This is a genomic window from Oligoflexus sp. (assembly GCF_035712445.1).
GTDB lineage: Bacteria > Bdellovibrionota_B > Oligoflexia > Oligoflexales > Oligoflexaceae > Oligoflexus.
This window is the reverse complement of record NZ_DASTAT010000047.1, coordinates 1-21,682: the sequence shown is the minus strand read 5'-3', so window position 1 is coordinate 21,682 and position 21,682 is coordinate 1. Positions and strand designations below refer to the sequence as shown.

Here is a 21,682-nt window from a genome sequence, read left to right as displayed (position 1 = left end):
ATCAGGATAGCGTAAGCACAACACTCCCTCTTTTGCGACCCGTGTCGACATAAGCATGGGCTTCAGCGATTTGCGCAAAGGGAAAGGAGCGATCCACGACAGCCTTGTAATGCCCGCGGGCCGCAAGGTCAGTCAGGAACTGAAGGTCCACGCCCCGCTCGGAGCCAACTCCGGTCAGGATCTTCTTGCCGTCTTTCATAGGCTTCCAGAGGGAGTTCAGGATGTGGAAGAGATCCGCACTGATAGGCACAAGTCGCCCATTTTTTTGCAAAAGCTCCACGTATGTTTCCGGGTTCACCACCCCTACTGTATCCAGAATCACATCATAGCGGGCGCCTGACTTCGTAAAATCCGTTTGCGTGTAGTCAATCACATGGCTGGCCCCCAGGGAACGAAGAAGTTCCGCGTTTCTTCCGCTGGCGACAGCCGTGATCTCGGCACCCCATTCTTTCGCCAGCTGAAGAGCGGCCACGCCTACGGCCCCTGACGCACCGATGATCAGAAGCTTTTCACCCGCCTGAAGTTTGGCGCGATCGCGCAGGAAATAAAGGGCGGTCAGACCACCAAAACCAAGGGCGGCCGCCTCGGAAAAGGAAAGGTTCGCGGGCTTCATGACCACGGCACCATCTTCTGGCATCACACAGTATTCCGCATGGGCTCCAGCCTTTATGCCCGGATACGCGATCACATGATCTCCAACCTTAAAGCGCGTGACGTCACGCCCCACAGCCTGCACGATGCCCGACAGCTCGGTTCCCAAAACAGGCTTTCGAGGCCCTGACCAGCCAAGGGCCAGACGCGCTAAAGGACCAAAACCGCGTGGAAAGTTTGCGCCACGGATGCGGCAATCTCCCGATGAAACGGTCGTGGCCTTCACCTGAATCAGAAGCTCTCGATCCTGGGGAACAGGCTGCGGCATATCCTTGATTTCCACGCTTTCCGGAGGACCATAGCGATGACAAACGGCAGCTTTCATAACTCAACCTCTTTTTTTAAGATGCTTCGGTCAATTCGATAAGAAGCTCACAGCCTGGCTGATTATCACGGTCTTTGATATGAACGTCACCACGAAAATTCTGGGCGATCCTCCGGATGGCAGCAAGACCGACTCCGCGTCCGCTGGTTTGGGAAACCTTCTCCGCCGTGCTTAGTCCCTCTAAAAACACGACATCGGCCCGAGTTTGTCCTGGTCCCGGCACAAAGTTGCGCTCTTCGATCAGCTGCTGCAGACGCGTCCAATTCAAACCCCGCCCGTTATCCTGGATGCTCAGAACGATCTGTCCCCGCGCATTGCGCTGGAGCTGAACCAAGAGTTCTGGCTGCGACACGTCCGTCTGCCCTTTGAAACCGTGATCCACGCTATTGATCAGTGAATGCAAAAGTATTTCCCGCAGAGCTTTTTGAAGATCAGGGTTCCAGGCAAAAATCTGCTCATCCACACGAATCCGATGCAGGGGAATACGCTGTTCAGCGCAGTGTTTTTGAATCGAAGGCCACTGCTCCGCTAGAATCTGCAGAAGACTTCCTGTTTCATGCTCGGCCGCCTTCGCTCGGGACCCCATCAGCTCGGCAATTTTCTGATAGTCCGCCCAGACTTCCAGCCATACGTCCACCTTGGATTTTATCTCCAAGTCCGTGGCTGCCGGCTGATGCCTGGGATCCAAAAGCTCTTCGAGTTGATGAGTGATGGAGGCAAGGTCACGCAAACCGAGCGTGCGCGCCTCGCCCTTCAGGCTATGGAGTTCGGGCAAAAAGCCCTGCAGCTGAGCAGCGCCTTGACGGATCGTCTCCGCGCGTGGCGCAGCACCGTGAACGAAGCCTCGGAAACGCGCAACAGGCAGCTGGGCGATTTCTTCCATGATGTGCTGAAGACGTCCGCGCTGGGCTCGGGCCACGCCCACTTCCTGTTCCAGCTGATGCTGCTTGGTGATGTCACGCATGGCAATGATAATACGATTGATCTTCTGATCCTTGCCATAAAGCGGCTGCCAGTGCAGGGATATCAGCCGCCGACCGTGATCCAGACTCAGCTTCTGGGGCAGATTCCCTGCATTCAGTTCCCAAACCAAGGGTGATTCATCCACGCAGGATGTGATCACATTCCGAAGGGTTTCCTTTTCATCATCCTTCAGATCCGACTTTTCCAAAAAATAGAGCATAACGTTCTGTCTTGCAGTATCCGGCGCATCATGCCCGATCACGTGGTCAAGATAAGGGGAAAGGCTGGATTCCACCTTGAGGTCCCGGCCTATGGTTATGATGCCCTCTTCAATATTGTCCAGGATATGCTGGATGCGGGCCTTCGCCTGCCGGGTGCGGCGACCCTGGGCCAGTGCGACGACCAGCAGCGCCAAACTCAAAAGAATCAGAAAGATCAGGGCCACCGCCACTTTCTTGATCAGATCCGCTTCCCGCAGCTGGTGCTCCTTGATCTCGTTATCCTTCTTCAGGATTCGGTTTTCCTGCTCCTGCAGCTGATTGCCCAGTTTAACCTGAAGTTCATTGAGCTGATCCTTCTTGTTTTTCTCGTCAATTTTTTGATGGATCTCCATAAAGGTCTGCATCCAGCGATAGGCCTCGGCATGACGTCCGAGCTCGCTCAGGGCCTGGGCACGTTCACGGGCCAGCTGAGCCTTGTCATCCTGCAGATGCTCGGGGAAAAGCCCATCCGATTGATTGATCGTTTCCAAAGCCTCGGCCCAGCGTTTTTGTCCCAAATAGACCCGCGCTTTCCAATGCAGAGAATCCGCGGTCCATATCGCGGATTCCAAGGCCTTGAATTTGGCCAGGGCCTGATCAATGTAATAAAGGGCCTTATCATAATCCTTAAGATTCAGCAGAGCCTCTCCGCGGGTCAGCTGGCTGAAAGCGGAAAGGCGATCCTGATTCAGTCCCCGCATTAACACTTCCGCCTGATCGAAGTAACGAAGACCTTTCCGCACGCTTTCAGCGTTTTCCTTGCGCGTATGGAGTCTCCCGAGATTGATCAGAGCGATGACCCCCATATGCCGGACCTTCTCCCGCTGGCAGTAGTCGATGACCTGTTCGTAAAGATGAACCGACTGCTCTTCATCCCCCATACGTCCGGCAAGGATCGCGCTATCGTTTTTTACAAGGATGGGCAGGATATCGCCAGGGTAACCATACTGTTCAGCCAAGGCCAAAGCGTCTTTGGCATAACTCAAGGCCTGCTGCAGATTGCTTTCGGATTCCGCGGCCGCAGCATATTCACGATAGACATCGGCAAGGAGGCGACCCCCACCGTTCTCTTCAGCCAGTTTTTTGATGGGCTCCAAGGCTTTTCGAAAATCGGTGACATCCGCGCCGCTATCGGTATTGATGCCATCCATCATCAGATGCATGCGGATGAGCATGGGTTTGTCGTCGCCTTGAGCGGCAATCGCCATGCCCTTTCGAAGATTCGCTTCGGTGGCATAAGGGTCGTCGCCGCATCCGGTTTCCATGCATGTAGTTATGTAGATGGCCAGAGCCTTGGCCCAGGCCTGTGAACCGGGGGGCAGCTGCCCCTTATCGAGCTGCTCGCGTGACCAGCGATGCATGGCCGTGGGGTCGTCCATCATGATTTTAAAAAGTTCGTCGTAGCTCAGGCTGAGCTGCGGAGGCTGAACCGCGTAAAGAGCCAGGGATGGAAGCAAAAGCAGGACCAGCAGCAAAGCTCGCATCAAAGACAACCCCCAGACGGTGGATGATCGGCTCTATTCTAGCACGTTTCCATCCGGGTGTTGGCTGGGGCCCTCGGGGCTTCAGTGAAACATTTGCTGCTCACTCCGGGCTGACAGCTCCACAAAGCGTTGCATGGTGGCCAGGAGCTCCTTGATATCGACAGGCTTGGAAAGATGCCCGTCACATCCGGCGGCAAAGGATTTCTCGACTTCCTCTTTCATCGCATGGGCTGTCAAAGCAATGATGGGCCGCGTGTAACCGCCAGCCCTGAGACGCCGGGTCGCTTCCAATCCATCCATAACAGGCATCATGACGTCCATCAGGATGATGTCATAGGCTTCGCGCGTGGCCAGATCCAGCGCCTTTTCCCCGTCGGTAGCGGAATCCCAGTGAACGTCAGCCTTCCTGAGATAAGCTTTCATCAGCGCCTGATTATCGGCGTTGTCATCGACGATCAGCACCCGATATTTCCTGCCGAGCGAAGGTTCGACATTGGGGCTGATCACCTGCACGCTTTGCTGCTTTTCGATGGACGTAATAAAGAGGCTATCATTCAAAGCGCCCGCCAGCACCTTGATCGTGAAACAACTGCCCTCGTTGGGGACGCTCCAACTGAGCTGCAGGTCGCCGCCCAGAGCTTCGGCCAGGCGCCGGGAAAGATGAAGGCCGAGTCCCGTCCCACCGAATTTTCGCGTGATGGAGGCATCCGACTGCATAAAGGGCCGGAACAGCTCTTTCTGCTGCGCAGCGGTAATCCCGATGCCACTGTCCTCGACATCCACAATGAAGTAAGCCGGACCCCGGGCGCTTTTCTGCTGGAATCGGAGACCGACCCGCACCTGGCCGCGTTCGGTGAATTTGATGGCGTTACCGACGACGTTCATCAGAATTTGCCGGAAACGAATCGAATCGGACTCGATATGCTGGGGCACCGGCGTGTCGCAAAACAAAAGGAGATCAACTTTCTTCTTCTGCGCGAGGATCGTCATGGACTGGATGCATTCACTGATCAATTCGGTGACAGCGAACCGGCGCCATTCAATCTGAAAGTGACCCGATTCCACTTTGGATAAATCCAGGATGTCGTCGATAATGTGCAGAAGATGGGAACCACTGGCCTTGATGCGCGACGCATACATCATGCGGTCGTCGTCATTCAAACCAGGCTCGGTCAGAAGATCGGCATACCCGAGAACGCTATTCATAGGCGAGCGAATCTCATGGCTCATGTTGGCCAGGAACTGGGACTTGGCGCGACTGGCCCGCTCAGCAGCATCCCTGGCCATGCCCAGCTCGGCTTCGAAGCGCTTTTGTTCGGTGATATCCTGCACCACGGCAATGCCGCCCGTAAGCTCACCGCTTTCTGTATACACAGGCATGGCTGAATTCAGGATTATCCTTTCCTGACCACTGTAGAAATTCAAACGTATGACTTCATTCAGGCTGACATCACCGCGCGTCAAAGCCCTGGCAAGGGCCCAGTCCTCGGATTTCAGTTTCTCGCCCGTATCAAACCAGAAGGCGTCATATTCGTTCTGATTGCCGACTTCTTCGACATTGCCGCAGATTTTTCGGAAGGTTTCGTTGGTGGTGTTAATCACCCCATCGACATCAGCAATCACCACGCCCACCGGCAGCTGACTCAGAATCACCCGCAGCTTCGCTTCATTGGCGGCCAGGATTTCGCTGGCCTGCTTTTGGTCGTGGATATCGGTACAGGTTCCCATCCAACGAATGATCTTACCCTCATCATTGCGGATCGGCAGGGCTCGCCCCAGCGTCCAGCGGTACTGGCCGGAGCGGTGCATGAGGCGATATTCAATTTCATAAGGATCGCCGGATTCCAGGCTGTGACGCCACTGATCCCAGGCCCGCTCCTGATCATCAGGATGGAAGACATCGTTCCAGGTTTGACCGTCCGTTGCCCCTTCGCGAAGCCCGGTAAATTCATACCAACGCCTATTGAAGTAATCGTGATAGCCATCCGCGAGCGTCGACCAGACCATCTGCGGCATGGCGTCGGTAATCGTCCGGAATCTGGCTTCATTCTCTTTCAGTTTTTCCGTCACGACCTTCTGTTCATGAATGTCGGTATTGGTGCCCAGCCATTGAACGACTTCGCCCTGGCTATTGCGAACAGGCACAGCGCGACCGAGGTGCCAGCGATAATCGCCATCGGCTCGGCGGAGTCGATATTCATTCTGATAAAGCTCGCCGGTGGCGACGCAGTGATTCCAAAGATCTATGGTTCTCTGCATATCATCGGGATGATGAAGATTCTGTTCTTCCCACTCATAGGACTTACTCGCGGGATCAATCCCGAAGTATTCATAGTGTCTTTGATTGAAGTAAAGAATCTGCCCCTGGGCATCCGCGAGAAACGCCATCTGCGGCATGGCTTCGGCGAAATGACGAAAGCGCGCTTCACTTTCCTGAAGTTCCCGCTCGGACTTTTTCCTTTCGGTGATATTCAGGCAGGTTCCCACGAATCTTAAAGGCTTTCCCTGCTGATCCGTGTGCACTTCGCCTCGGACTTCGAGGCAGACGATCTGTCCATCCTCCGGTCGCACGACCCGGTAGTCGACCATATAGGGTTGCCCGGTTCGCACACTCTGGTCGACCTTCGCCTGCACCCGCGCTTGATCGTCGGGATGAATGAGGGCCAGGGCCTCTTCCAATGTCCGAGGCGAAGCCACGAGACCCCAATCCTTGCTCATGCGCGGATCGAAGAGCATGATGTTGCGCTGAATATCCCAATCATAAAAGCCGATCTCGGAAGCCGTCAGAGCCAGCTTCAGTCGCTCCTCGCTTTGGCGATTCAATTCTTCAATCGCCCTTCTTTCTGTAATGTCTTCTGCAATGAAAAGATCAACGGCCGACTGTGTGCCCCCATCCCTGAGCCGCACGCCTCCCAAAGATACCCAACGCCGCGTCCCACCCTTGCCGAAAAGCTCGTGCTCGCTTTTGAAATCATCGACCCATTCGATCCCGGGCAGTCCTGCGTCCGCCAAGGTCATCTGCTGCAGCTCTTTCTCGGCAATGCCCAGCATCTTTGAAAAAGCGGCGTTGACGCGCACAAACCTTTGGGTTTGCGGATCGGCTTCCGCCATGCCAACAGGCGCCTTTTCGAAAATCTGCCGAAAGCGGTCTTCACTTTCACGCAGCCTGGTCTCTGCCGATCGCACCGTTTCGGATGTGATCCAGGTCAGGATCACGAAAAGGAGAATAAGGATCATGATATAGGCGGAACTGGCGAACGAGGGATCGAAGACGATGCCGATGCCTGAACTCAGGGCAATGCTGACCACCGGTATGGTGATGATAAGCGGAAAAAAAAGCCGCCTCAGGACCTGTCCCGCCAGGTCCGGACTGGATGCCACCTTCATAAAGCCATGCTGCGGGCGTATAGCCAGAAGTCCCAGTGCCAGAGCGAAAACGGCGGCCGCTGCCGGCATGGACATCTGCCGATAGGAAATAAAATGAATTGTGCCATAGAGCGTTTTGTTCACATGGATGACAAAGGCCTGGAGCGGAAACATAAGAGTGGCGATAACGAGATACTGGGCTGGTCGATGCCCACCTTTCAGCTCCCAGTCCAGAAGCACGAAGGCAATACTCAAAAGGGCGAAGCTCGTGGCCGTCGGCACCGCGAGTGAGCTTCCATCCTGTGGGCTGACCCCAGCCCAACCCAAAATCAGGCCAGTGATATGAAATAGACAGAAGGCCAGGATCGCCAAGGACACCAGGCGAACAAGAGGAGGAACTTTTTTCTGCACCATCAGAAGCAGAATGCTCAGTATAAAACAGACGAGCGCGGCAGGCGCCTGCATGCCTACAAAATCAGGCAGCATACGCACCAGCGCCTTGATTCCAAATGTCCAGCCCATCAGTGTCAGGCCACTGATCGTCAGGGACAGGAACGCGCACAGCCGGGCGACCCCGTAGAAACTTCGAGCAAGGCCACTCGGCCTTGCGTCTTCACCAGGGACCGCGGCTATCAGATTGCTATCAACATTCATGGGTTAACTCAGAAGGCGCCGCGTTTTCATTGCACAAACGCAGTCAATTCATGGAACAAGGCGCACGGTGAATTCTCGTGCAATACCTTGGAATCAGCGGCTTGAGCGTATGTCAGGGCGAGGGGGGAGTCAAGAACCGATATCGAAAGGGCTGAGTCGAATCGCGACTCGGCATTACCCTTGCCATATCATAAGTTTACACAGTTCCACATCTCACTGAATCATGGGGTCGCTGTATGAAAAAAGCTGCATATGCATTTTCATCCTGACGTTTGATGGCCTGGGGAGGCCAAAGTCAGCGACTCCAGCCTCATGGGAAGACGAGGCGCTCGCGCGGCAGCTGGAGCTTAAAAGCACTGGCTGATCATCACGCTGGCGCTCTGAGGTTTAAAATAGGTCGCGTTCTTTTCGCAAACGGGCGGCGCACTATTGGATTTGAGTTCCAACGTTTGATTGTTCACGCATGACTTCACGGAAACCATACTGTAAGGCGCCACGTTAAAGCCGCTCGCATCTTCAATATAGAAAAAGATGCTGCCCTGAATATACTGGCTGCGTGAAAAATCAAAGACGCGTTCATGACCCGCGGGAATTTCCCACCAGCCTCGTGTCGCGAAGGAAGACGGAGGACAGTTGGCTCCGTTGCAAATGTATTGATAGCTTTCGACCGTGGAGACCCAAATGGATTCATTGCAGAGGTTGTAGACAGTCGCTTCATATTCCAGCGGACTGAGTTCTCCTCCCTTGAATCCCTCAGGCAGAGCCACGGCCGGCCCCACCGTCAGCGCAAAACCCTGATTTCCCATCACCAGCGCAGCAAGAAGGCACGAGACACGGACCAGCTTTTTCATGTTATCTCCAGAGTGAGTTTATGCACGGATCTTAGGATAGACCTCCTGTCTTCCACAATCCGTAGAAACTCGACTGGTGATGCCAGCTAGGAAAAGATCTGCAGATCGTCACGCAACTTTCTTCACAACGGGATCAGGCTTTTTCTTAACGGGCTGATCGTAGGCTCCATAGCCCGACGACGCCAGATGTCCCGTCCACGTATCAAAGCGGCGTTCGCTTTCGAAGTCGGTCCTTTGATGGACGGCTACATAGGTCAAACTCTTCAGGTGTCCGAAGACATTACCTGGGCCATCATAGATAAGCGTACGCCAGGTCCCGGTATCCAAAAAATAAGCGGAGTGGGGTCCTGAGTATTCCAAAGGCACCTGATCGTGATGGTGCGTGTGCCCGGCGATCACAAGGTCGATTTCACCTTGCTTTAAGAGCGACTCCTGCGCGGCGTAACTTGCAGGTTCGGCCTTTTCCACGAAACCTTTTAGCGTGAGTGCCGTCTTCACCAGCCATACCAGCTTCGAGGCCGGAACGACTTTCAGAAACCAAAGAAGGCAAGCGGCCACGACCTTGGTCGTCATAAAGCGGCTGAGCCAGGGTGTGCCGGGGCGCTTGAAGAAGGGATTTTTCAGGATCACACGGCAGGCATCCCAAAGGACAGGGCGCATCAGTTCAGCGACCTCATCCGTAAGATCCTTCCCAACCTCGGTCGTAATTCGATTCAAGGCATAGGTCAGGTAATCAAAAGTCGTGTGATCAGGACGGACATCATCAAAATCAAGCAGCGCAAGATAGAGTTTGCGGTAAGCCTCCCCTTCCCGCGGCTTTTTCATCGACTCGCTATAAAGCTCGCGAAATTTATAAGCCAGGGCCGCTCCGACTTCCAAAGCCAGCACATCTCCGAGCGGCGAACGCAGATAGCGATGTTCAGGCTTTTCACCGGGCTCTGCCGCCACATAATTGAAGCGATCGTATTCATGACCATGACGGATCAGGACGCCATAGCGGGCTCCAACTTCGTTGTGTCGAAAGGCGAGTTCGTGAGGGAAAGGCTCATCCTTCATCGGCATTCCCAAAAGCTCACGAACCTTGCGCCGTGTTTCGGGCCAGGCATTCACCAGCCGATCGTGGTTGCCGGGCAGATAGACGATTTCAAAGCTGATGTCCGAAAACTCTGGGATCGCCTGCCCTTTTTCATCACGCTTCTGCACAAAGATCTGGCGCAATGTGGTGAGGAAATCGCGGTTGTCTTCTTCGATCTTGCCCAGAATGGTCAGGACCACATCACGCAGTTCCTGTGGGGGCAGCCCTTCATGATAAGGACGCAGGTTCTGCTGCAGCCACACAGGCGTGCGCAATATTTCGAAGATGTCACCATTCAGCACCAGCCTTATGGAGCGCGTTTGAAACTTGCGTTTGTAATTCAGAATTTCGTCTTTCAAAAGAGTAAGAGCCTCAGGCGCGATATTACGATGCACGCCGCACTCTCGCGCCTCACCTTTTTCGTCCTGATAAGCAAACCCATCCGCCGCCGTGTGTTGAAGATGCAAGTCACTGATAACTATAAGCATTTTTACGCCTCAAAGATGCCGTGAAACCCTTACCTGACATCTCTTCATCGGCATTTTTTCTTCGAAAATCGAGGGCGCCTGGCGTCGACTCGACCCTGTACAAAGTTTCCGACATTTCCTCTTCCTGGCTTTTGATTATCATGGAGACAGCAGCGTATGCCCTATCCAATACTTGGGAGAGTTGTCATGCCTGGAAACGTCTGGAAAGGATCCATCAGCTTTGGGCTTGTGAATATACCCGTCAGTCTTCAAAACGCCGTGCGCGAGGATCATATTGAGTTTCGCCTGCTCGATAAGAAATCCCACTGCCAGGTGAAATATGAAAGGGTCTGCAAGAAAAATAATAAAACCATTCCCTGGAATGACATTGTCAAAGGCTATGAATATGCCAAGGACAAATTCGTCGTCCTGACCGAAAAAGATTTCGAGAAAGCGGCCCTGGCCACCTCCAAAGCCTTCGAGATTGAGGACTTTGTCCCGGCCGAACAGATCGACTCCCGCTACTTTTCCAAGCCTTATTATGCGATTCCCGAGGAGGGCGCGGAAGGCGTCTATGCCCTTCTGAGGGAAGCCATCAAGGAAACAGATACTGTCGGCATCGGCCGCATCACCATACGCAGCAAGCAGCATCTGGCCGCCGTCAGGGCCTTGGATGACGCCATTGAAATTAACCTGATGCGTTTTGCCGACGAGGTCATCGATCAAAGCGACTTCGATATTCCCAGCCATGAAAAGCCTAAAACGCAGGCTTTGAAAATGGCGAAACAGCTGATCGAATCGTTGACCGCCGATTTCAATCCACGCAAGTATAAGGATCAGTATCGCGAAAATCTGCAGAGCATCATAGATGCCAAAGTCAAAGGCAAGGATATTGAACTGACGGAGGCGGAAGAACCACGTCCGACCGCAGTGATTGACCTCGTGGAACGATTGCAGGCCAGTTTAAAACGTTCCGGCAGCGGCCCGCAGCCAGCAAAGAAGGCGAAGACCAAAACGGCAAAACGTACCGCCACCAAAACAGCCCGGCGTGCTCATCCTGCAAAAAAGAGGGCTTAAATGGCACAAACGGACGTCCACGGCAAACTCAAGGTCTATCGGTCGAAGCGAAACTTCAGCAAAACCGCCGAGCCGCGCGGAGATGAAAAGGCTTCGAAGCACCAGAAGCTGGCCTTTGTCGTTCATAAGCATGATGCCAGTCATCTGCACTATGATCTGCGTTTGGAAGTCCGCGGCGTCATGAAAAGCTGGGCCGTACCGAAGGGCCCTTCCTTTGATCCCAAAGTGAAGAGGCTGGCTGTCGAGGTCGAAGACCATCCCATGTCCTATAACCGCTTTGAAGGGACGATTCCTGTTGCGGAATATGGCGGCGGCACAGTGATGCTCTGGGATGAAGGCTATTACACCGTGGATGATCCGACAGCGGATCAGGATCCGGAAGAAATCATGGAGCAAAGGATCGAGAAAGGAAAACTTTCCATCACTTTCCATGGGCATCGGCTGAAAGGATCTTTTGCCCTTGTGCGCACGCGTCGCGGATCGGGCAGCAAACCGCAGTGGCTTTTAATCAAACACAGTGATGACCTGGCTGATCCTGATTATGATCCCGTGCGGGATGAACTGACCTCTGTGGCCAGTGAGCGTTCGATGGAAGAACTCGCGGGTGCGAAGAAGACTGCGGCGAGTCCACGGAAGAAAGCCAGCGCAAAAGCGGAGGCTCCTGCCCCTCCTGGACCTGAACTAAGACCCATGCTCGTGTCCACCGCGGAAGATCTGCCGACCGGCGCCGATTGGGTTTATGAACAGAAACTCGATGGCGTTCGGGTCCTGGCGTTTGTCGATAAGGATGGAGTGGCCCTGGTTTCGCGCCTGGGCAAGGATAAAACCCGTCAGTTCCCTGAATTCGAGGCGCCTCTTCAGAAACTCGCCCAAACTCTGAAAGGACCTTTGATTCTGGATGGGGAAATCACAGCGGTCGATCCGGATGGAAAGCCCCTGGGATTTCAAACCATGATGGGGCGCATTCATCTGGATGATGAAGCGGCCGTTAAGTCCGAAATCAAGGCCACTCCTCTGGTTTTTTTCATTTTTGATATTCTTTTGCAGGGGAAGGACAATCTTCTTTCTGAAACCTGGACCACGCGCCGCGAGATCCTGGAAAAGGTGATGAAGCCCAATAAGAATAAACTGCTTCATCTAGTGCCTTATAGTGAAGATCCCGAAGAGATGCTGCAGCGCTCCGAAAAGGAGGAGTGGGAAGGCCTGATCGCCAAGGATCGGAGCAGCACCTATCAGGCGGGTCTTCGCACCAAAACCTGGTGGAAGTGGCGAACTCTGAAGCGCGAGGAATTTATCATAGGCGGCTGGACCGAGCCCAAGGGCAGTCGGGAATTGATCGGAAGTCTTCTGCTCGGCTATTACGATGAGAACAAAAAACTACAGTATGCAGGGCATGCAGGCAGTGGCTTCACCCGCAGAACCCTGGTTGAAGTCCATCGCCTTTTGAAGAAGCTTGAGCAATCCCGCTCGCCTTTCACAGGCAAGGTCGAGACCAATAGCCCGGCGCACTGGGTGAAACCCGAGGTCATCGCGGAAATTCGCTTCAAGGAATGGACGGCCGATCGCAAACTGCGGCAGGGCATCTTCCTTGGTGTGCGGGATGATAAGCGGCCGCAGGATATCCAAGGCGAGCCTGCGAAGGCCCCGAATACCGAGTTGGCACAGGAGATTCAATCCCTTCCGAATCGATCGGCTGAGCTTTTGGTGGGAACGGAAACTCTTGCTGTCTCGCATTTGGATAAGGTTTATTTTCCCAAAGTCGGGGTGACCAAACGCGATCTTTTAAACTACTATGCGTCGATGATGGATCTTATTTTACCGTGGATGCAGGGTCGTCCTTTGGTGTTGAAGCGCTTTCCGGATGGAATAGGGTCCAAAGGATTCTATCAGCAGGAGCCCGATGAAAAAGCGCCCGGCCCTGTGGAAAAAGTCGAAACCGAGCAGGGCGAGGAGCGTCGTCTGATCGGCGGTGAACCCGTCACGCTTCTTTATCTGGCGCAAATAGGAGCGATCAGCTACGACCCCTGGCATGCGCGTTATGATCAGCTCCATCATCCTGATTATTCCATCATCGACCTCGATCCCGGTGAAGGCACGCCCTTCAGCACCGTGCGCAAGGTGGCCCTGGCATGCCTCGATGTGCTCGACGAGGCCGGCATCCAGCCTGCCGTGAAAACCAGCGGAGCCTCGGGTATTCATATCTATTTGCCTCTGCCCCCGGAAACGAGTTGGGAAACCTCTCGCATTCTGGCTGAACTCGTCTGCACACTGGTCCTGCGCAAGGCTCCTAAAATTTCCACACTGGAACGCTCCGTTAAAAAACGCCCCAAAGGCACCGTTTACCTTGATGCCCAGCAAAACTACCTGACCCGCAGCGTGGCCGGAGTCTGGTCTGTTCGCGCCGAGCCCATGGCGACCATTTCCACTCCCATCAGTCGGGATGATCTGGAAAACGGCGTCGAGCCTACTGATTTCACCCTGAAGAAACCCGAACGCAGCCGCCATCAACTGTGGGAAGACGCCATGGGGAAACCCGTGGGCATTGAAAAGATTCTGCGCCTTGCCGAACCGGAACCCAAAGCCCGGGGGGTCGACAAAAAACGGAAAAAGCACTAACATCTCAGCTTCTCATTATTCTTACGAGGTGTTCATGCGTCTTTTGTCATGTTTGATGCTGGGTTTGGGTTTGAGCGTTAGCCCCGTGTTGCAGGCAGCCGTTAAAAAGCTGGCAACAGTGGAAGTTACGATCGAGGGAAAACAATTAACCGCAGCAGCCGGTATTCGTACTCTATATGTGATCGTCTTTGACGCCAAGAGTCCAAGGCCTTATGGCGCTATGAAAGTTGACCTGAAGGCCGATGCCTCCGGAACTCTTTATAAAGGCGATCTGACTGTCGATCCTGAGGCGACGTCCACCAAGAACGACGGCAACGTCATGGTCATGGGCGCCCCTACACTGCCAACGACCATCCGTCTGAAAGCCCGTCTCGACAAAGACGGCAGCGCCGGCAAGGATCAACCTGGTGATATCGTCGGCATAGCCGAAGAGGTCGCAGCCGGTTCAACGGCAAAAATCGTGATCAATACCCTCGTAAAATAAATCAACGCGGCTGATGCATCTCAAACCAGTAAAGCCTCGATATGAGGCAGGGCATCCGCCGCAATCTCAAAATCAAAAATCGCCAAATCCTCCTGCATATGCTGATCCGAAGTCGTTCCAGTCAGAGGCACGATTCCGATCTGCGTCAGATAGCGAAAAAAAACTTGCGCCTCAGTTTTACGATAGGCCCGCGCCAGCTGCTGCACAACCCGGCTCCGTAATATCTGCGGATTCGCCGTCAACGTCCAAAAGCTTTGATAAACGATGCCCCGCTCGCGACAGAACGCCCGCAGCTCTTTATCATATCCCGTATCCGCATAAAACCGATTCTGCAGAACCGAAGGCTTCACCCGCGCTTCCTGATGGAGCCTTTGAAACAGGACAGGGTCATAGCAGTTGCTGATACCAAGCTGTTTGGCTGCTCCGCGACCATGAAGCGCCTCCATCGCCCGCCAAACGCTAAGGAACTGATCCCAGCGCGAGAGCGGTGAATGCAGCACTAAAGAATCCACATACTCCGTTCCCAGGTTTTTCTGCGAAGTCGCGAACGACTGAGCCACCTGTTCCGCGAGCGGGGCATCGGGGTTATAGGGCACGCGCTCGGGATCCTGTCCGGCGAGCGGCGTGAACTTGGTCTGCAAAAAGATATGCTCACGACGCAGGCCCTGGGCCTGAAGGGCCGTGAGAGCCTCGCCGACGCCGGCTTCGTGATAATGCTTGGGCTGACAGGCCGTATCAATTCCACTGAATCCATACCGCACCGCCTTTTCCACGAGACGTGCCGTCTGATCCTTTTTCCATGCGGTTCCATACATGATCCTGGGCATTTGCATTGGTTGGCCCTCCCCTCCGCGATCTTCGCATGACCATGAAATGCTGTCGAGAAAAACACCAAAACCCGCTAGAATCCGCCCGAAGGAGGACTCATGTATAAACTCCGTCCCTATCAGCAGGAAGCGGTGGATGCCGCGATCCGCCACTTTCAAAGAGAGCGCGAACCCGCTGTGGTCGTTCTGCCCACAGGTGCGGGCAAGAGCCTTGTGATTGCCGAACTGGCCCGCATTGCCAAGGGCCGCGTGCTGGTCCTGGCGCATGTCAAGGAACTGGTCGAGCAGAACCATCAAAAATACGAGTCCTATGGACTTGACGGCGATATGTATGCAGCCGGTATCTATTCGGCCGGACTCAATCGCAAGGATAAAAATAGCAAGGTGATATTTGGCAGCATCCAATCCGTGGCGCGTGCCGATGCGGCCTTTTTTGAAGGCTTTTCGCTGCTCATCATCGACGAATGCCATCGCGTGGCCACCGATGGCGACACCCAATATCTGCAGGTCATCACTCGTCTGCGCTCGAACAATCCCAAGCTCTGCGTCCTTGGCCTGACCGCGACGCCTTACCGCCTGGGCCTCGGCTGGATCTATCAGTATCATGCACGCGGCATGCTGCGGACAGCGGAAGAACGCTTTTTCAAGCACTGCATCTATGAGCTTTCCATCAGCACCATGATTCAGGGCGGTTTTCTTACGCCTCCGATCAAGATAGATGCCCCGGTCGCGGGTTATGATTTTTCCCGGCTCCGTCTGCGCGAGGGCACATTTTCCATGAACGAGGTGGAAAATATCCTGAAGGACCAAAAAAGGGTCACACCGGGCATCGTGGCCAATATCGTGGACATGGCCGCGGACCGACAGGGCGTCATGATTTTCACCGCCTCCGTCCGGCATGCGGAAGAGATCCTCTCGCTTCTGCCCCCGGAATCCTCGGCCCTGGTCGTCGGCGATACAGCCACCCAGGAACGCGATCGCATCGTCCAGGACTTCAAGGAGCGCAAGCTCAAGTATCTCGTCAACGTTTCCGTTCTGACGACCGGCTTCGATGCGCCGCACGTGGATCTGATCGCTCTGCTGCGTCCCACCGAATCGGTCAGCCTCTATCAGCAAATCATCGGTCGGGGCCTGCGCCTTGCGGACGGGAAAAAGGATTGCCTCGTCCTCGACTACACGGGACTCGGCCACGATATTTTCAGTCCCACCATTGATGATGACAAACCCTCCGAAGAGTCCGTGCCTGTGAAGGTGACCTGCCCACTCTGCGGGCATGAAAATGATTTCTGGGGCCTTGTGGATGATGAAGGGACGCTGATGGAACACTTCGGCAGGAAATGCCGTGGGGCGCAGCAGGATCCTAAGACCCTGAAGATCGTACCCTGCAGCTTCCGCTTCCGCTTCAAACGCTGCGAAACCTGCGGAGCCGAGAATGATATCGCGGCCAGGGTCTGCAGCAGCTGCGAACGGACGCTGGTGGATAATGACAAGAAATTGCGCGAGGCCATGGCCCTGAAGGATGCGCATGTCATGCGGCCTGATTCCATGGTCTTCGAGAAAAAGCATGACCGCAAAGGAGGCACGCATCTGGAGCTTCGCTATTACGACTGCGATGGCGAGCATCTGAAAGAGTTCTTCGCCTTCAACAGTTCAAACGACATGCGGGCCTTTTACTACAACTTCATGCGCCTGCATCTTCGGATACCGGAACGCAAATGGAATTTGGCCACGATTGATGATGTGATCCAGCATCAGCACATCTTTCGGATGCCGCTTTTCATCATTGCGCGGAAAAAGAAGTATTTCTGGGAGATTCGGGAAAAGATCTTCGAATAAGAAAAGCCCCCGGGCGAAAACCCGGGGGCTATGATAACGGCATCAATCAGGGCTTGACCCACTGAATGGTACCGGAAAGTTGACCCTGGTTATTGGACCACTCGTACTGATCCATGATCGCAAGGTAAAGGCGGGTGGTGCCTGCGGGAACGACAAAGGCCTGCAGCAGTCCGCTGGCATCCTTGCCATCACCGATGAAAAAGATCTGACCCAGCTTCGGTGTCAGAGTCTTGAAATTGCGGGAAGCCACGCTGCTGAAATCCAAGGCTTCCGGCGCAGCCGCACGCGAGGCGAAGGGTGTATTGTCCAGAAAGACCCCGACAAGGCTATTGATCGGCGCTGTGATATTCGACAGTCCGTGAACGCTGCCGAGGGTGTGCGAAGGCGTGTTATTAGGCTGACCATCGGCGTCAGTGAAAATATCGGGCTGGGCATCGTAGGCAATGCGTCCGGCGACCTGGAAGTAAAGGCGACGACCGGCGTCGAAGCATTTCACATCATCAGCCTGGACGGAAACAGGCGCATTCAAAGGCGCTGCATCCAAAGGTGCGCGACCATAATCCAATTCTGTTCCTGAAGGAGCGCCAGCCAGGAAGGGATTGGCCGTTCCCAGGATCTCGTAATTCGAGCTGCAGGCGCTGACAGGGGGATTGGTTCCCGATTGGCTGCCCCCGGCAGGGCGGGCAGGAGTGGTCGTGGCTGAACCCGTATTGCGAGGCACCGCCACCGTGGTTTTCTTTTGCGTATCGGTATCGTCATCGTTGCTATTCTTGGACTTGCCGCAGGCGCTGAAAGCAGCCACGGACAGCATGAGAGACAAGACTTTAGCGGCTTTGGAAGTCGTATTCATACGCAACCTCTTGGTCGGAATTAAAGTCGAGGCCCCTGTTTAAACCATGTGCCACAAAATGTCAAACTGAGACTGTCATAATTTCATCCGCAATTTTGTTTCACTTGCGACATAGACCAGAGCAACTGATCTATTTGAAAGCAGCGCTAAAAGACGCAGCAGACATCGCCATGTAAAGACTTTGAAAATACTTCTTGAAGATCGTGTAAGACCGGATTCCATCGAATGTTCAAGGTCTCTGGTTTTTGCAATTTCCAGCGACTTCTCCGCGCACTGTCATTTAATTTTTCTTTACCGGACGAGCGTAACGCGTCACGATCAATCGACCTCTGGATTTCACGAACGCAGGACGCGGCGCGTGCAAAAACGGGGGAAAAGATCGGGAAAGGCCTGCAGATCAACAGCTCTCGTTTTTCGAACGGAAGGGATGTCTGGAGGCAACGTTTTGCAAACCTTTCCTTTGTTCGCAATTTTTCTTTACTTCACTTCTTCACGAGAGTTCTTTTCTATCGTGATGTCCAACAAAAATGCATAGAATTTTCATCCTTATTTTTTTGTTGGAAGGGCCTCGATCATGTACCTCTGTTCATGACGAGACCCTTTGACTTTACATCATGTATTATCTGGTGTTTCATCACGAACAGAGGTATGAAACTACGGATGGACGCAACGCAGTCAGCTCATATGGACGGGCGAGGCTACCCCCTGAGGTGGGACAAGAATGCAAGGACGACTACGTATTTTTGCGGAACGTATCATCAATACGGTTCGAGAACCCCTCCTGGTTCTCAACAAAAATCTTGAAGTGCTGATGGCCAATCCCGCATTCTACGAAGCTTTTTGTGCCTGTCCTCTGGAAATGCATGGTCGATCGTTCTTCGAAATCAGCAGCTTCAGTGTTGAGCCCGATATTCTGCGCGACAAATTGGAAGCTGTTTTTCTTTATAAGCAGGAATTTGAGAATCACGAGATCACCTGCCATGTTCCTGGGGCGTGCAAAACTTTTCATATGAATGCCCGCCGCCTTGATAACCTTGGCGAAGATGTCCAGGAGAGTTTGGAAATGGTTCTGCTCTCTTTGCAGGACATTTCCGAAAGAAAACGAGCGGAGCTGAATGAGCAGGAAAAGGTGAAGGCCGAACTCGCCAACCAAACCAAGAGTTCTTTTCTTGCCAACCTGAGCCATGAGATCCGCACACCTCTTTCCTCGATCATCGGCTTTGCCGATCTTCTGCAAAGGGAGGTGGATCCGGATTCACCTAAAGCCACCTATGTGGAAATCATTCGCAATAATGCCCGGCATCTTTTGGACTTGGTCGGCGAGGTCCTGGATCTTTCCAAGATTGAGGCGCGAAAATTCGAACTGGCTTCGACCGAGGTCTTCCTCTTTCATGAGATCGGCCTCGTCTTTGATATTATGCGCAGCAAAGCCAAGGAAAAAAATCTGACTTTGGAACTGAACAGCAGTCCCGAGGTGCCGGAAGTCATCTTCACCGACCCCACCCGCTTTCGGCAGATTCTGATCAATCTCATGGGCAATGCCATCAAGTTCACCCATCAAGGTGGGGTGAAATTGATCGTCGGACTTTGTCCCTCGGGCCTTCTGCAGCTGTCTGTCGTCGACACCGGAATTGGAATTCCCGCGGCGCAGCGTGACTTGATTTTCGATCAGTTCAGCCAGGCGAAAATGCCTTCCGCGAAAAATCACGAAGGCACGGGCCTCGGTTTGACCTTATCCCGGGAACTGGCGCGCCTTCTAGGAGGCGATATCGTGCTGGCCGAGAGCGAGGAAGGTCGCGGCAGTCGCTTTGATGTTTTTCTGAATCCAGGTTCCACCAATCGCAGCCATGAAAGCGCCTTGCCACCCTCTGCCCCGCTTCCTTCCCGGGCGGATGGACATTCCCCGAGCCTGAGCGGCATTCGCGTGCTGCTGGCGGAAGATGGCATTGATATCCAGGCGCTTTATGAACGCATCCTGACCTATGAAGGCGCGGATGTCGAGGTCGTGGAAAACGGTGAAGAAGCGATCCGTGCCGCGACGAGTCAGCACTTCGACATTATTCTGATGGATCATCGCATGCCGATACTGGATGGTCTTCAGGCGACGACGCGCCTTCGGGCTCTCGGCTATACCTCGCCCATTCTTGCTCTGACGGCCAACGCCACCAAGGAAGAGCGGGAAGCGAGCCTGGCGGCGGGATGCAATGACTTCCTCTGCAAACCCATTGACAGCATAACGCTGTGTGAAAGCGTTGCCAAATGGGGTACGACGAGGCTTCAGGCCAGTATTTAAAAGAGACAACTGCGGATAGAAAAAAGCCCGAGCACCTGGACGGTGACTCGGGCTTTTTTATCCTCTGGTGGAGGTTAGCGGGGTCGAACCGCTGACCTCTAGAATGCAAATCTAGCGCTCTGCCAACTGAGCTAAACCCCCTCAGAGGAGTTGTATAATTGCCTGAATTCTTTTCAGCCTGCAAGATTTTTTTCCGCGCGGAAAAGAAAAATCTCAGTCCCCGTCCAGGATGCGGCCCAGGCCTCCGAGCACAGAGCCTTCGCCACGGGCCGCGCCGCCGATGGATGGGGCGCTGGCAATGATGCGATCCGCCAGTCGGGAAAGGGGCAGACTCTGAATCCAGACCGCACCTGTACCCCGCAGCGTGGCCAGGAACAGCCCCTCGCCGCCGAAGAACATGGAGCGAAGATTACCGGCCCGCTCGATATCAAAATCAATGCCCTCTTCAAAGGCCACAATACAGCCGGTATCAATGCGAATGACCTCATTGTTGAGCTGCTTTCGCACCACATGACCGCCCGCATGCATGAAGACGCGGCCATCGCCCTCCATCTTCTGCATGATGAAACCCTCACCGCCAAAAAATCCGGCACCAAGTTTCCGGTTGAACGCCATCGAAACTTTGGTTCCGTAGGCCGCGCAGAGGAAGGAATCCTTCTGACACATAATGGCGCGACGTCCTTCGCCAAGATCCACGGGCACTATCTGCCCAGGGAAAGGCGAGGAAAAGGCCACGCGCTTCTTGCCCATGCCACGATTGGTAAAGTGCGTCAGAAATAAGGATTCGCCGGTCAGAAGGCGCTTGCCGGCTCCGAATAATTTGCCAAGGAAACCACCCGCTTCACTGCCGTCACCCATGCGGGTTTCGAACGCGATGCCGTCTTCCATGTAATTCATGGCACCGGCTTCGGCAATCACTGTTTCGCCTGGATCCAGTTCGATTTCCACCACCTGAAGCGAGTGCCCCAGAATTTCATAGTCAACTTCGTGCGAGGTACGTGACATGCTTGGCTCCTATAAGAAATCAACTGTGGGTCTATCGTAACTATCATGAGATTTCGGCAAGGATGCAAGATGTCGGAAGGCTGCGGGTTTTCGGCAAGGTTGCAAACCCAGGAGGGAAACTCCTTGCCCTCGGGACTGAAGCTCCCTAATCTCAGCCGTCCCCATGCCCAGGAGTTTCCGTGTCCGTCAGCCCACAATTCCAGCGTTATCGTGAGATCTGTCCCGACTGGCCCGCGTTTGTCGCGAGTCTTGACAAACCTTTGCCGACAACTTTTTGGGTCAACACCCGCGCGATTTCCTCGGCGGCTCTCTTGGAACTTATGCCCTGGCCGGCAGACGATATCACGCCCCTGGCATGGCGCCCGGATGCCTTTCGCGTGCCCGAGGATTGGAAACCGGGCAAAGAACCAGAGTACCTTGCAGGCTTCTACCATCTTCAGGAAGAAGTCTCGATGATTCCTCCCCTCCTGCTGGATCCTCAGCCGGGGGAAAGAATCCTCGATCTCTGCGCCGCGCCTGGCAACAAGACGATGCAGATCGCCCTGGCCATGCAGAATCAAGGAACCGTCGTGGGTCACGATTGGAATTTCAATCGCCT

Annotated in this window: 13 protein-coding genes, 1 tRNA gene and 1 pseudogene; 6 read left to right on the top strand and 9 right to left on the bottom strand. The window is 54.2% G+C overall.

Translation table 11 applies throughout. The features are described 5' to 3' along the window. Position 1: 1 nt before the first annotated feature. The 5 genes from VFO10_RS09500 to VFO10_RS09480 form a co-directional block, all read right to left on the bottom strand. Positions 2-976: an NAD(P)-dependent alcohol dehydrogenase gene (locus VFO10_RS09500; protein WP_325139393.1), complete on the bottom strand. Its 975-nt coding sequence runs from the start codon at positions 974-976 to the stop codon at positions 2-4. Positions 977-992: 16 nt separating this feature from the next. Further along, a complete protein-coding gene (locus tag VFO10_RS09495) occupies positions 993-3,683 on the bottom strand; it encodes an ATP-binding protein (RefSeq protein WP_325139392.1) in 2,691 nt (896 codons plus the stop codon). A gap of 81 nt (positions 3,684-3,764) precedes the next feature. Next, the gene (locus tag VFO10_RS09490) at positions 3,765-7,703 is read right to left on the bottom strand and encodes a PAS domain S-box protein (RefSeq protein WP_325139390.1); all 3,939 of its coding nucleotides are present in this window, start codon (positions 7,701-7,703) and stop codon (positions 3,765-3,767) included. 347 nt (positions 7,704-8,050) lie between these two features. Continuing rightward, the gene (locus tag VFO10_RS09485; RefSeq protein WP_325139389.1) at positions 8,051-8,554 is read right to left on the bottom strand and encodes a hypothetical protein; all 504 of its coding nucleotides are present in this window, start codon (positions 8,552-8,554) and stop codon (positions 8,051-8,053) included. 108 nt (positions 8,555-8,662) lie between these two features. Continuing rightward, positions 8,663-10,117: a hypothetical protein gene (locus VFO10_RS09480; protein ID WP_325139387.1), complete on the bottom strand. Its 1,455-nt coding sequence runs from the start codon at positions 10,115-10,117 to the stop codon at positions 8,663-8,665. Between the two features lie 186 nt (positions 10,118-10,303). Here VFO10_RS09480 and VFO10_RS09475 point away from each other — a divergent pair, with 186 nt between their 5' ends. The 3 genes from VFO10_RS09475 to VFO10_RS09465 are packed head-to-tail and all read left to right on the top strand — an operon-like array spanning position 10,304 to position 14,273. Further along, on the top strand, positions 10,304-11,173 hold the full coding sequence (locus VFO10_RS09475; RefSeq protein ID WP_325139385.1) for a Ku protein: 870 nt from the start codon (positions 10,304-10,306) through the stop codon (positions 11,171-11,173). Then, the gene (gene ligD / locus VFO10_RS09470; protein ID WP_325139383.1) at positions 11,174-13,789 is read left to right on the top strand and encodes a DNA ligase D; all 2,616 of its coding nucleotides are present in this window, start codon (positions 11,174-11,176) and stop codon (positions 13,787-13,789) included. A 34-nt stretch (positions 13,790-13,823) separates the two neighbouring features. Then, positions 13,824-14,273 (top strand): hypothetical protein, encoded by a 450-nt coding sequence (locus VFO10_RS09465; protein WP_325139381.1) that lies wholly within the window; start codon positions 13,824-13,826, stop codon positions 14,271-14,273. A gap of 20 nt (positions 14,274-14,293) precedes the next feature. On the opposite strand, the gene VFO10_RS09460 is transcribed toward VFO10_RS09465, so the two are convergent. Next, positions 14,294-15,106 carry an aldo/keto reductase gene (locus VFO10_RS09460; protein ID WP_325139380.1) on the bottom strand — a complete coding sequence of 271 codons (813 nt, stop codon included), beginning with the start codon at positions 15,104-15,106 and terminating at the stop codon, positions 14,294-14,296. A 93-nt stretch (positions 15,107-15,199) separates the two neighbouring features. Here VFO10_RS09460 and VFO10_RS09455 point away from each other — a divergent pair, with 93 nt between their 5' ends. Then, positions 15,200-16,936 carry a DEAD/DEAH box helicase gene (locus tag VFO10_RS09455; protein WP_325139378.1) on the top strand — a complete coding sequence of 579 codons (1,737 nt, stop codon included), beginning with the start codon at positions 15,200-15,202 and terminating at the stop codon, positions 16,934-16,936. Positions 16,937-16,982: 46 nt separating this feature from the next. On the opposite strand, the gene VFO10_RS09450 is transcribed toward VFO10_RS09455, so the two are convergent. Beyond that, positions 16,983-17,786, bottom strand: a complete 804-nt coding sequence (locus VFO10_RS09450; RefSeq protein ID WP_325139376.1) for a hypothetical protein — start codon at positions 17,784-17,786, stop codon at positions 16,983-16,985. 721 nt (positions 17,787-18,507) lie between these two features. Here VFO10_RS09450 and VFO10_RS09445 point away from each other — a divergent pair. Beyond that, positions 18,508-20,079: a response regulator gene (locus tag VFO10_RS09445; protein ID WP_325139374.1), complete on the top strand. Its 1,572-nt coding sequence runs from the start codon at positions 18,508-18,510 to the stop codon at positions 20,077-20,079. A gap of 65 nt (positions 20,080-20,144) precedes the next feature. Here VFO10_RS09445 and VFO10_RS09440 read toward each other — a convergent pair. Both VFO10_RS09440 and VFO10_RS09435 read right to left on the bottom strand, forming a co-directional pair. Continuing rightward, positions 20,145-20,220: transfer RNA gene (locus VFO10_RS09440), tRNA-Ala, on the bottom strand. 72 nt (positions 20,221-20,292) lie between these two features. Then, on the bottom strand, positions 20,293-21,084 hold the full coding sequence (locus tag VFO10_RS09435) for a TIGR00266 family protein (protein ID WP_325139372.1): 792 nt from the start codon (positions 21,082-21,084) through the stop codon (positions 20,293-20,295). A 179-nt stretch (positions 21,085-21,263) separates the two neighbouring features. On the opposite strand from VFO10_RS09435, the pseudogene VFO10_RS09430 reads away from it, so the two are divergent. Then, positions 21,264-21,682 (top strand): annotated as a pseudogene (locus VFO10_RS09430) (RNA methyltransferase); the annotation flags it as partial.

Bases quoted from the DNA above. Each gene is read 5' to 3' on its own strand.
- VFO10_RS09500 (WP_325139393.1), bottom strand. From the start codon at position 976: ATGAAAGCTGCCGTTTGTCATCGCTATGGTCCTCCGGAAAGCGTGGAA.
- VFO10_RS09495 (WP_325139392.1), bottom strand. From the start codon at position 3,683: ATGCGAGCTTTGCTGCTGGTCCTGCTTTTGCTTCCATCCCTGGCTCTT.
- VFO10_RS09490 (WP_325139390.1), bottom strand. From the start codon at position 7,703: ATGAATGTTGATAGCAATCTGATAGCCGCGGTCCCTGGTGAAGACGCA.
- VFO10_RS09485 (WP_325139389.1), bottom strand. From the start codon at position 8,554: ATGAAAAAGCTGGTCCGTGTCTCGTGCCTTCTTGCTGCGCTGGTGATG.
- VFO10_RS09480 (WP_325139387.1), bottom strand. From the start codon at position 10,117: ATGCTTATAGTTATCAGTGACTTGCATCTTCAACACACGGCGGCGGAT.
- VFO10_RS09475 (WP_325139385.1), top strand. From the start codon at position 10,304: ATGCCTGGAAACGTCTGGAAAGGATCCATCAGCTTTGGGCTTGTGAAT.
- ligD (WP_325139383.1), top strand. From the start codon at position 11,174: ATGGCACAAACGGACGTCCACGGCAAACTCAAGGTCTATCGGTCGAAG.
- VFO10_RS09465 (WP_325139381.1), top strand. From the start codon at position 13,824: ATGCGTCTTTTGTCATGTTTGATGCTGGGTTTGGGTTTGAGCGTTAGC.
- VFO10_RS09460 (WP_325139380.1), bottom strand. From the start codon at position 15,106: ATGCAAATGCCCAGGATCATGTATGGAACCGCATGGAAAAAGGATCAG.
- VFO10_RS09455 (WP_325139378.1), top strand. From the start codon at position 15,200: ATGTATAAACTCCGTCCCTATCAGCAGGAAGCGGTGGATGCCGCGATC.
- VFO10_RS09450 (WP_325139376.1), bottom strand. From the start codon at position 17,786: ATGAATACGACTTCCAAAGCCGCTAAAGTCTTGTCTCTCATGCTGTCC.
- VFO10_RS09445 (WP_325139374.1), top strand. From the start codon at position 18,508: ATGCAAGGACGACTACGTATTTTTGCGGAACGTATCATCAATACGGTT.
- VFO10_RS09435 (WP_325139372.1), bottom strand. From the start codon at position 21,084: ATGTCACGTACCTCGCACGAAGTTGACTATGAAATTCTGGGGCACTCG.